Raw genomic sequence first — 10,733 nt, 5'->3', positions numbered from 1 at the left:
CCCGCGGCTTGCGGCTCCTTAGGGCCGGCCGGCACCCCCAGAAAATTTACCCCAATAGGGCGACCGTGTGGAATAAATAACGGGGGTCCCCCGCCCCCGGGGGCCCCCGCCGCCGGGTCCGTTTTCATGTTCAAAGGACTCGGCCGTCATGGACTCCTATCGCAATTCCGATCCGCGGCCGCCGATCATGCAGGGCTCGCCGCCCGCCATGGTACCGCCGAAGCTCGACTGGGACCGGCCGCCGTGGAACCGCTGGGCGTTCCAGAACATCCGTGAAATTCTGCCGACCGCCGAAGTCTGGCGCGGCAATGGCCATCGCCACCGCTTCGAACGCGCCGAGGCCGATCTCGACGGGCTGACGGTCGAGGACAGCACAGGCGCGCCGACGACGCTCGCCGGGCTGCTCGACGAGACCTATACGGACGGCTTCCTGGTGCTCAAGGACGGCAAGGTCGCCTATGAGCGCTACTTCAACGGCATGGATGAGCGCACGCTGCACCTGTCGCAGTCAATGGCGAAGTCCCTTACCGGTTCGGTGTTCGGCATACTGGTTGGGCGCGGCCTGATCGATCCGGCCAGACCGGTAACGGACTACCTGCCGGAGCTCGGCGTTACCGGCTGGGCCGGCGCCAGTGTGCAGCATGTGCTCGACATGACCAGCGGCGTCCGCTTCTCCGAGGAGTACACCGACCGCTATTCGGACATTGGCCAGGTCGATGTCGCCACCGGCTGGAAGCCGGTGCCGCCGGGCAGCGATCCGGCCTTTCGCTGGCCATCGCACATGTTCGAGCTGATCCTGGGCTTGAAGGAAACGATCCGCCCGCACGGTGCCCAATTCGAATACCGCTCGATCGAGACCGACGTGCTTGCCTTCATCATGGAACGGGTGACGGGCAAACGGCTTCCGCAGCTGGTTTCGGAAGAACTCTGGCAAAAGCTCGGCGCTGATGAAAGCGCCTGCTTCACGGTCGACAGCGCCGGCTATGCGGTGGCCGACGGTGGCTTCAACGCGACGCTGCGCGACTATGGCCGCTTCGGCCAGCTGATCCTCGACAATGGTGGCGACGTCGTGCCGTCCGGCTGGGTCGAGGCGACGCGCAACGGCAGGCATGGGCCGGACTTCAGCCCCAGCCTGCCGGAGGGCAGCTATCGCAACCAGTTCTGGATCGAGGACCCGCGCTCGCGCGCACTGATGTGCCGCGGCGTGTTCGGTCAGATGATCCATATCGACTGGAACACCGGAATGGTCGTGGTGAAGCTTTCGACCTGGCCGGATTTCGCCAATGGTGGCTATTCCATAGCGACGCTGAAGGCCGTGCACGCTATCGCCACGGCACTTCGCTGAGCCCCACAAAGAAGAAACGACCCGGAAGGAAACGCCATGACCGGCAAGACCGTGTTCGAGACCCGCTATGGCTTCCGGCGCAACCAGGTGGTGCTCGCCAACTGGCGCGAGAACCCGTTCAACCGGTGGTCGTTCCAGAATCTCGACGAACTGGTGCCGACCGCCCGCGTGGCGGCGACGTCGGGCGTTGTCGAAACCCCCGTTCGCGATATGGGCGGCCTACTCGGCGGAAAGGTCGCGATCGCCGGCACACCGGAGACGGTGGCTGAATTTCTCGCACGTTCGAGCACCGACGCACTGACGGTGATGAAAGGCGGCAAGATCGTCGGCGACTGGTTCGCCCCGCATATGGATTTCGGCGCCCGCCACATCATCTTCTCGATCAGCAAGTCGGTGACAGCCATCATCGCCGGCATATTGCAAGGCGAGGGGATGTTCGACCCGGAAGCGCCTGTGACGGCCTACATCCCTGAAGCCGCCGGCTCTGCCTATGGCGATGCGAGCGTGCGGCATGTGCTCGACATGAGCGTCAGCCTCGATTTCGAGGAGGCCTATCTCGATCCGGAGAGCGCTTTCGCCCGCTATCGTCGCGCCACGTTGTGGAATCCGGGCGGCGGCACGGAGAGCCTGCGCGAATTCATTTTGACCTTGCAACGCCTTGCAGAGCCGCATGGCCAGACCTTCCGCTACCGCTCGCCGAATTCCGACCTGCTCGGCCTGCTGCTCGAGCGTGCGTCGGGCCAGCGTTTTGCCGACCTGATGCGCGAGAAGCTGTGGCTGCCGCTCGGCGCTGTCAGCGAAGCCTCGATCGGCGTCGACATGGAAGGCACGGCGCGCACGGCCGGCGGCATTTCGGTGACGCCGCGCGACCTGGCGCGTGTCGGCGAGATGATGCGGCAAGGCGGGGTGGCCAATGGCCGCCGCATCGTGCCCGAGGTGTGGGTACGCGACACGACCAGCACCGGCGGCAGTGCGGACGCCTGGCAGCGCGGTGCGATGCTGCCACTGTTTCCCAAAGGTCGTTACCGCAACAAATGGTACCAGACCGGTTTGCCGAGCGGCGCCTATTGCGGCATCGGCATCCATGGTCAGTGGCTGTATGTCGATCCCAGGACCGAAGTGGTGATCGCCAAGATGTCGTCGCAGCCCGAGCCGGTCGACGATCCGCTCGATGTCGAGATCGTCGCCTTCTTCGAGGCGCTGAGCCGCATGGTCTAGACTGGGCCCGAGCCGCCACATTAGCGCACGCTTTCCTGTGGACCCGCCGGGCTGATCAAAGCGCGGCGGTTGGCGGGCCGGACGTCTGCGCCTATGGTCGCCGCTCTTTGGGTGAGAGCAGGTACGACATGGCATCCGACATCAAGCGCATTGCAGCCATCATCGCGGCCGAGATCAGCGCGCGGCCCGAACAGGCGGCCGCGGCGATCGAACTGCTCGATGAGGGCGCGACAGTGCCGTTCGTGGCGCGCTACCGCAAGGAAGTCACCGGCGGCCTGGACGACACGCAATTGCGCAATCTTGCCGAACGGCTTGCCTATCTGCGCGAGCTCGACGCGCGCCGCGACACCATCCTTGGCTCGATCCGCGAACAGGGTAAGCTGACCGAGGAGCTTGAAGGCAAGATCGTCGCCGCCACCACCAAGGCTGAGCTGGAAGATATCTACCTGCCCTACAAGCCCAAGCGCCGGACCAAGGCCGAGATCGCCAGGGAACGCGGGCTGGGGCCGCTGGCCGAGGCCATCTTGGCGAACCGCTCATTGGTGCCTGCCGAACTGGCGCTGGCCTATGTCAGCGAAGAGGTGGCCGATACCAAGGCGGCGCTCGAAGGGGCGCGCGACATCCTGTCGGAACAATTCGCCGAGAATGCCGATCTGGTCGGAAAATTGCGCAGCTACATGAAGGAGCGCGCCTTCATGCGGGCCAGGGTGGTCGACGGCAAGCAGGAGGCCGGCGCGAAGTTCTCCGATTATTTCGACCATGTCGAGCGCTGGACAAATGTGCCGAGCCACCGCGCGCTGGCGATGCTGCGCGGCCGCAACGAGGAAGTGCTGTCGCTCGACATCGAGGTCGATGCCGATGACACCTCGCCGGTGAAGCCGGTCGAGCGGATGATCGCCAATGCCTATGCCATCGGCGGCAGCCTGCCCGGCGACCGCTGGCTGATGGACGTCGCCGGCTGGACCTGGCGTATAAAACTGTCACTGCACCTGACACTCGATTTGATGCGCGATCTGCGCGAGCGAGCCGAGGAAGAGGCGATCCATGTCTTTGCCCGCAATTTGAAGGATTTACTGCTGGCGGCGCCCGCCGGCTCGCGCGCGACGATGGGGCTCGACCCCGGCATCCGCACCGGCGTCAAGGTGGCGGTGGTCGACGGCACCGGCAAGGTGCTGACAACAACGACAGTCTATCCGTTTCCGCCGAGGAACGATGTGCGCGGCACCCAGGCCGAACTCGCCAAGCTCATCCGCCTGCACAAGGTCGAGCTGATCTCGATCGGCAACGGCACCGGCAGCCGCGAGACGGAAAAGCTGGTCGCCGACATGCTGTCCGACATGCCGGCGGATGGCGGGCCGAAGCCCTTGAAAGTGATCGTCAGCGAGGCCGGCGCCTCTGTCTATTCGGCATCGGCGACGGCGGCGGCGGAATTCCCCGGCCTCGACGTGTCGTTGCGCGGCGCCGTCTCGATCGCCCGGCGGCTGCAGGATCCGCTGGCCGAATTGGTCAAGATCGAACCCAAATCGATCGGCGTCGGCCAGTACCAGCATGATGTCGACCAGTACCGTCTCGGCCGCTCGCTGGAAGCGGTGGTGGAAGACGCGGTCAACGCCGTCGGCGTCGATCTCAACACCGCCTCGGCGCCGCTGCTGGCGCGCGTTTCAGGTCTCGGCGCGTCGCTGGCCGACGCGATCGTCGCGCATCGCGATGCGACCGGCCCCTTCGCCAGCCGCAAAGACCTGCTCAAGGTGCCGCGGCTCGGACCTCGCGCATTCGAACAATCCGCCGGCTTCCTGCGCATTGCCAATGGCAGCGAGCCGCTCGATGCCTCGTCGGTGCATCCGGAGGCCTATGGCGTGGCCAAGAAGATCGTCGCCGCCTGCGGGCGCGATGTGCGGTCGTTGATGGGCGACAGTGCAGCACTCAAGGCGCTCGATCCGCGCGTTTTCGTCGATGAGCGTTTCGGCCTGCCAACGGTACGCGATATCCTGGCAGAGCTGGAAAAGCCGGGCCGCGACCCACGTCCGGGCTTCAAGACGGCGACGTTTGCCGACGGCATCGACGATATCAAGGATCTGAAGCCCGGCATGCTGCTGGAAGGCACCGTCACCAATGTCGCCGCCTTCGGCGCCTTCGTCGACATCGGTGTCCATCAGGACGGGCTGGTGCATGTCTCTCAGCTGGCCGACCGGTTCATCAAGGACGCGCACGAGGTGGTCAAGGCCGGCGATGTGGTGAAGGTGCGCGTCGTTGATGTCGACATCAAGCGCAAGCGCATCGCGCTATCCATGCGCAAGGATGGTGGCGAAGGGGGCGCGTCGAAAGGTGGGCCGCGCGATACCGGAGGCGGCAGGCCGGCACCGCGTTCGCCGGCGCCTCAGCGCCAGCCGGAGCGGCCGGCACAGCAAGGCGCGTTCGGCGCGGCGCTGGCGGATGCGCTGAAGCGGAAGTAGTTACCACGCCAGAACGGCCGGCTCCTTCTCGACCTGGCCCAGCAGCCAGTCGCGAAAACTGGCGACTGGCGGATGGCCGCGCTTGTCGTGTGGGACGACGAGATAGTAGGCGCTGCGGCTTTGCATGGGCTGGCCTGGCGCCGGCACCAGCTGGCCGCGCTGCAATTCGCCTGCAATGAGGATCAGCGGCAGCAGCGCCACGCCGAGCCCCGCCATGCTGGCCTGGGCGGCGGTGCCGAACTGCTCGAACTGCATGCCAGGCCCGGTCGGCGCGCTCAGGCCCTGATGCTCGAACCATTCGGTCCAGGCGCCAGGACGCGTCGCCATATGCAGCAGCGGCAGGCGGCCGATATCGGCCGGTGAGGCGATGGCGCGGCCAGTGAGGAATTCGGGCGACACGACCGGCGCCACGGTTTCGCGCACCAGCAGTGTGGAGTCGGCCTCAGGCCAGTCCGGCAGGCCATAGTGGATGGCGGCATCCAGCCTCTCCCTGGCGAAGTCGAAGCGACCGACGCGGGTGACGAAATTGATGGTGATATCGGGATTGTTTTCGACGAAATCGGGGATCATCGGCATCAGCCAGCGCGTGCCGAAGGTCGGCAATATGGCAAGGTTCAGGATGCCGCTATGCCGATTGCTCATCAATCCAAGGGCTGCGTCACGCAACTGGCCAAGTGCTGAACGCACCGCCTCGGCGTAGATTTCGCCCGATGTCGACAGCCTGACATTGCGGCTGTCGCGCTCGAATAGCCGGCGGCCGAACTGATCTTCCAGCAACCTGATCTGCCGGCTGACCGCGCCCTGGGTCAGATCGAGCTCCTGGGCGGCAGCGGTGAAACTGCCTAGCCGGGCCACAGCCTCGAAGGCGGCAAGGGCGCTTATGTTGGGCAAAAGGCGGCGCTGGACACTCATGATCCATTCCTAACGCTCATTGATCGGTGAATCAATTTCGTTTGATTTTTTCGAGGCGCAAGCCGATAGAACGGGCCAAGATTTTGCTTCATGCATGTCGTCATTTTGAGCGACATGCATTGTTTGGGAGAAACGCGATGGCCGCCGACAAGAACGCATTCGTCTGGGAAGATCCGTTCCTGATCGAGGGCCAGCTTTCGGAAGACGAGCGCATGGTGCGCGACGGTGCGGCCGCCTTCGCCGCCGACAGACTGGCGCCGCGAATCGAGGATGCCTACCTCAACGAGACATTCGACACCGCGATCTTCCGTGAAATGGGCGAGGCCGGCCTGCTCGGCATCAACATCCCCGAGGAATTCGGCGGGCTTGGCGCGAACTATGTGACCTACGGGCTGGTCGCGCGGGAAGTCGAACGTGTTGACTCGGGTTATCGCTCCATGATGTCAGTGCAGTCGTCGCTGGTGATGTATCCGATCTACGCCTATGGCTCGGACGAGCAGCGCAAGAAGTACCTGCCCAAGCTTGCCAGCGGCGAGTGGATCGGCTGTTTCGGCCTGACCGAGCCGGATGCCGGCTCCGACCCGGGCGGCATGAAGACACGCGCCGAGAAGACCGCCAACGGCTATAAGCTGTCCGGCTCGAAGATGTGGATTTCCAACGCGCCGGTCGCCGATGTGTTCGTCGTCTGGGCGAAGCTGAAGGGCGAGAACGGCAAGGACGAGATCCGCGGCTTCGTGCTGGAAAAGGGCATGAAGGGGCTTTCGGCGCCGAAGATCGGGGGCAAGCTGTCGCTGCGGGCGTCGATCACCGGCGAAGTGGTGATGGAAGGCGTCGAGGTCGGCGAGGACGCGCTGCTGCCCAACGCAAAAGGCCTCGGCGGACCGTTCGGATGCCTCAACCGGGCTCGCTTCGGCATTTCCTGGGGCTCGATGGGCGCCGCCGAGGATTGCTGGCACCGCGCCCGCCAATACGGTCTCGACCGCAAGCAGTTCGGCAAGCCGTTGGCCGGCACGCAGCTTTACCAGAAGAAGCTCGCCGACATGCAGACCGAGATCGCGCTGGGATTGCAGGCATCCTTGCGTGTCGGGCGGTTGCTGGATGAAGGCAAGATGGCGCCGGAAATGATCTCGATCGTCAAGCGCAACAATTGCGGCAAGGCGCTCGACATCGCCCGCCAGGCCCGCGACATGCATGGCGGCAACGGCATCCAGATCGGCTACCACGTCATGCGCCACGCGCAGAACTTGGAGACGGTCAACACCTATGAAGGCACGCATGACGTGCATGCGCTGATCCTGGGAAGGGCGCAGACGGGGATACAGGCGTTTTTCTGAGCCGGCAACCGTTGCTTAAATTAGGTGCACCGCAACATCTCTGCTTGGAGAATGGCGGCCTGATGTGTCAGGGTTCGGCGAAATCGTTGAAACGCTGAATTCCGGGGCTTCATGGCAATTCTGGCAGCCGTCTATCACCTGACCCATTACAAATATGACCGGCCGGTGGTTCTCGGGCCCCAGATCATCAGGCTGCAGCCGGCGCCGCATTCCCGCACCAAGGTGCTCAGTCATTCGCTCAAGGTCGAGCCGGCGAACCATTTCGTCAATCTGCAGCAGGATCCTTACGGCAATTTCCTCGCCCGCTTCGTCTTTCCGGAGCCGGTGACGGAGTTGAAGATCGAGGTCGACCTCGTCGCCGACATGACGGTCTACAACCCGTTTGATTTCTTCGTCGAGCCGTCGGCCGAGGCGTTTCCGTTCGAGTATCCGGAAGAAATCCGCGACGATCTCGCCATCTATCGCACCCCGGAACCGGCGGGACCGCTGCTGTCGGCGCTGCTGAAGACCATCGATCGCAGCGCAGCCAACACCGTCAATTTCCTGGTCGACCTCAATGCGCGGCTGCAGCGCGAGATCGCCTATATCGTGCGCATGGAAACCGGGGTGTTCTCGCCGGAAGAGACCTTGGCCGCGAAAAAGGGGTCTTGCCGGGATTCGAGCTGGCTGCTGGTGCAGATCCTACGCAATCTCGGTATCGCGGCACGCTTCGTTTCCGGCTATCTGGTCCAGTTGAAGCCCGATCTGGTGGCGCTGGACGGTCCGCCGGGAACGGCGACAGACTTCACCGATCTGCATGCGTGGTGCGAGGTCTATCTTCCCGGCGCCGGCTGGATCGGCTTCGATCCGACCTCGGGCCTGCTCACCGGCGAAAGCCATGTGCCGCTGGCCGCCACACCGCATTTCCGCAACGCGGCTCCCATTTCCGGCATGGCGAGCTTCGCCAATGTCGAATTCGGCTTCGAGATGCGGGTCGACCGCATCGCCGAGCATCCGCGCATCACCAAGCCATTTTCGGACGAAAGCTGGCAGGCGCTCGACGCGCTGGGCAACAAGGTCGATGCAGCGCTTGCCGCCGGCGACGTGCGGCTGACCATGGGCGGCGAGCCGACTTTCGTGTCGATCGACGATTTCGAGTCGGCCGAATGGAACACCGCCGCCGTCGGTCCCACCAAGCGTGAAAAGGCGGACGAACTGATCCGTAAACTGCGCGAGCGCTTCGCGCCCGGCGGCTTTCTCCATTACGGCCAGGGCAAATGGTATCCGGGCGAAAGCCTGCCGCGCTGGACCTTTTCGCTCTACTGGCGTGCCGACGGCCAGCCGGTATGGAGCGATCCGTCGCTGATCGCACGCGAAAAGAGCGAGGCCGATATCGGCCCGAAGCAGGCCGAAAGCCTGCTCACCGCGATTGCCGGCGAACTCGGCATCGACAAGGCCATGGTCAGCGAAGCCTATGAGGATCCGGCCGAATGGCTGCTCAAGGAAGGCAAGCTGCCCGACAATGTCGATCCGTCCAACTCCAGGCTGGAGGATCCGGAAGAACGCAGCCGCATGGCGAAAGTGTTTGAACGCGGACTGACCAAGCCGTCCGGCTATGTGCTGCCGGTGCAGCGCTGGAACAGCCAGGCATCGGATCCGCGCTGGCGCTCGGAAAAATGGAAGACGCGGCGCGGCCGGCTGTTTCTGGTGCCAGGCGATTCACCGGTCGGTTACCGCTTGCCGCTCGGCACGTTGCCCTATGTGCCGCCGGAGCAATTCCCCTATATCGTGCCGGTCGACCCGTCGCTACCACGCGGCCCGCTGCCCGCGCGTGAAGCCATACTGGCCGGACCGGCTCCAGCCGAACTCGAAGGCGCCGACGAGATGGCGCGCCGCCAGCAGGCGGCATCGTTCACCGCTGCGACCGGCCAGCAGGAGCGGGTCGAGCAGGAGATCACCGAGATTGGCGGCGCTGTGCGCACCGCGCTTTCGGTCGAACCGCGCGACGGGCGGCTGTGCGTGTTCATGCCGCCTGTCGAGGCGCTGGAAGACTATCTCGAACTGGTCGCGGCGGCCGAGAACGCGGCAAAGGCGATCGGCCTTCCCGTGCATATCGAGGGCTACGGCCCGCCTCACGATCCGCGCCTCAACGTCATCCGCGTTGCGCCTGATCCCGGCGTCATCGAGGTCAACATCCATCCTGCTTCCAACTGGCAGGATTGCGTGGCGACGACGACGGCGATCTATGAGGAAGCGCGGCAGACACGGCTTGGCGCCGACAAGTTCATGATCGATGGGCGCCACACCGGCACCGGCGGCGGCAACCATGTCGTGGTCGGCGGTGCGACACCCAATGACAGCCCGTTCCTGCGAAGGCCGGACCTGTTGAAGAGCCTGGTGCTGCAATGGCAGCGCCATCCGTCGCTGTCCTATCTGTTCTCCGGCCTGTTCATCGGGCCGACCAGCCAGGCGCCACGCTTCGACGAAGCCCGTCACGACTCGCTCTACGAGCTTGAGATCGCGATGGCGCAGGTGCCGCATCCGGACCAGGGCAACGCACCCTTGCCATGGCTGGTCGACCGGCTGTTCCGCAATTTGTTGACCGACGTCACCGGCAATACGCATCGTTCGGAAATCTGCATCGACAAGCTGTTTTCGCCGGACGGACCGACCGGTCGGCTGGGGCTGGTCGAATTCCGCGGCTTCGAGATGCCGCCCAATGCACGCATGAGCCTCGCGCAGCAACTGCTTGTCAGGGCGATCATTGCCCGCGCGTGGAAAAGCCCGCTCGACGGCCGTTTCGTGCGCTGGGGCACATCGCTGCATGACCGCTTCATGCTGCCGCATCATGTCTGGGCCGATTTCCTCGACGTGCTCGACGACCTCAAGCTCAACGGTTTCGAATTCAGGCCCGAATGGTTCGACGCCCAGCTCGAATTCCGCTTCCCGTTCTGCGGCGAGGTTCAGCATGCCGGCATCAAGCTGGAGCTGCGCCAGGCGCTGGAGCCGTGGCATGTGATGGGCGAGCAAGGCGCGATCGGCGGCACCGTGCGCTTCGTCGATTCCTCGGTCGAACGGCTGCAGGTCAAGACCGAAGGGCTGAACCCGGAGCGCCATGCAGTCGTCTGCAACGGCCGCATCGTGCCGATGAAGGTCACCGACAACCGCGAAGTGGCGGTGGCGGGTGTCCGCTTCAAGGCCTGGCAGCCGGCATCGGGCCTGCATCCGGCGCTGCCGGTCAACACGCCACTGGTCTTCGACATCTATGACCGCTGGTCGGGACGTGCGGTCGGCGGCTGCGTCTACCATGTCGCCCATCCCGGCGGGCGCAATTACGACACCTTTCCGGTCAATGGCAACGAGGCGGAAGCTCGGCGGCTCGCCCGCTTCGAACCGCGCGGCCATACGCCATCCGCCTATGTGATCCGTGAAGAACAACCAGCGGAAGACTTCCCGATGACCCTTGACCTTCGGCGGCCGGCAAGACTCTGA

At 64.5% G+C, this 10,733-nt stretch carries 6 protein-coding genes; 5 read left to right on the top strand and 1 reads right to left on the bottom strand.

The features are described 5' to 3' along the window. Positions 1–148: 148 nt before the first annotated feature. From NKI99_RS30290 to NKI99_RS30280, 3 genes are all read left to right on the top strand, one after another. Positions 149–1,345 (top strand): serine hydrolase domain-containing protein, encoded by a 1,197-nt coding sequence (locus tag NKI99_RS30290; RefSeq protein ID WP_352613216.1) that lies wholly within the window; start codon positions 149–151, stop codon positions 1,343–1,345. A gap of 36 nt (positions 1,346–1,381) precedes the next feature. Beyond that, positions 1,382–2,563: a serine hydrolase domain-containing protein gene (locus NKI99_RS30285; protein WP_352613214.1), complete on the top strand. Its 1,182-nt coding sequence runs from the start codon at positions 1,382–1,384 to the stop codon at positions 2,561–2,563. Between the two features lie 128 nt (positions 2,564–2,691). Beyond that, positions 2,692–5,016, top strand: coding sequence for a Tex family protein (locus tag NKI99_RS30280; RefSeq protein ID WP_352613213.1), 2,325 nt, complete (start codon positions 2,692–2,694; stop codon positions 5,014–5,016). Here the strand turns inward: NKI99_RS30280 and NKI99_RS30275 are convergent, their stop codons facing one another. Beyond that, positions 5,017–5,928, bottom strand: a complete 912-nt coding sequence (locus NKI99_RS30275) for a LysR family transcriptional regulator (protein ID WP_352613211.1) — start codon at positions 5,926–5,928, stop codon at positions 5,017–5,019. A 137-nt stretch (positions 5,929–6,065) separates the two neighbouring features. Here NKI99_RS30275 and NKI99_RS30270 point away from each other — a divergent pair, with 137 nt between their 5' ends. Both NKI99_RS30270 and NKI99_RS30265 read left to right on the top strand, forming a co-directional pair. Next, positions 6,066–7,262, top strand: coding sequence for an acyl-CoA dehydrogenase (locus tag NKI99_RS30270; RefSeq protein ID WP_352441916.1), 1,197 nt, complete (start codon positions 6,066–6,068; stop codon positions 7,260–7,262). A gap of 111 nt (positions 7,263–7,373) precedes the next feature. Beyond that, positions 7,374–10,733 carry a transglutaminase family protein gene (locus tag NKI99_RS30265; protein ID WP_352613209.1) on the top strand — a complete coding sequence of 1,120 codons (3,360 nt, stop codon included), beginning with the start codon at positions 7,374–7,376 and terminating at the stop codon, positions 10,731–10,733.

Origin of the sequence: Mesorhizobium sp. M0239 (assembly GCF_040321815.1) — a bacterium.
GTDB lineage: Bacteria > Pseudomonadota > Alphaproteobacteria > Rhizobiales > Rhizobiaceae > Mesorhizobium.
The sequence above is the reverse complement of the archived record's forward strand: the minus strand, read 5'-3'. Positions and strand labels throughout refer to the sequence as shown.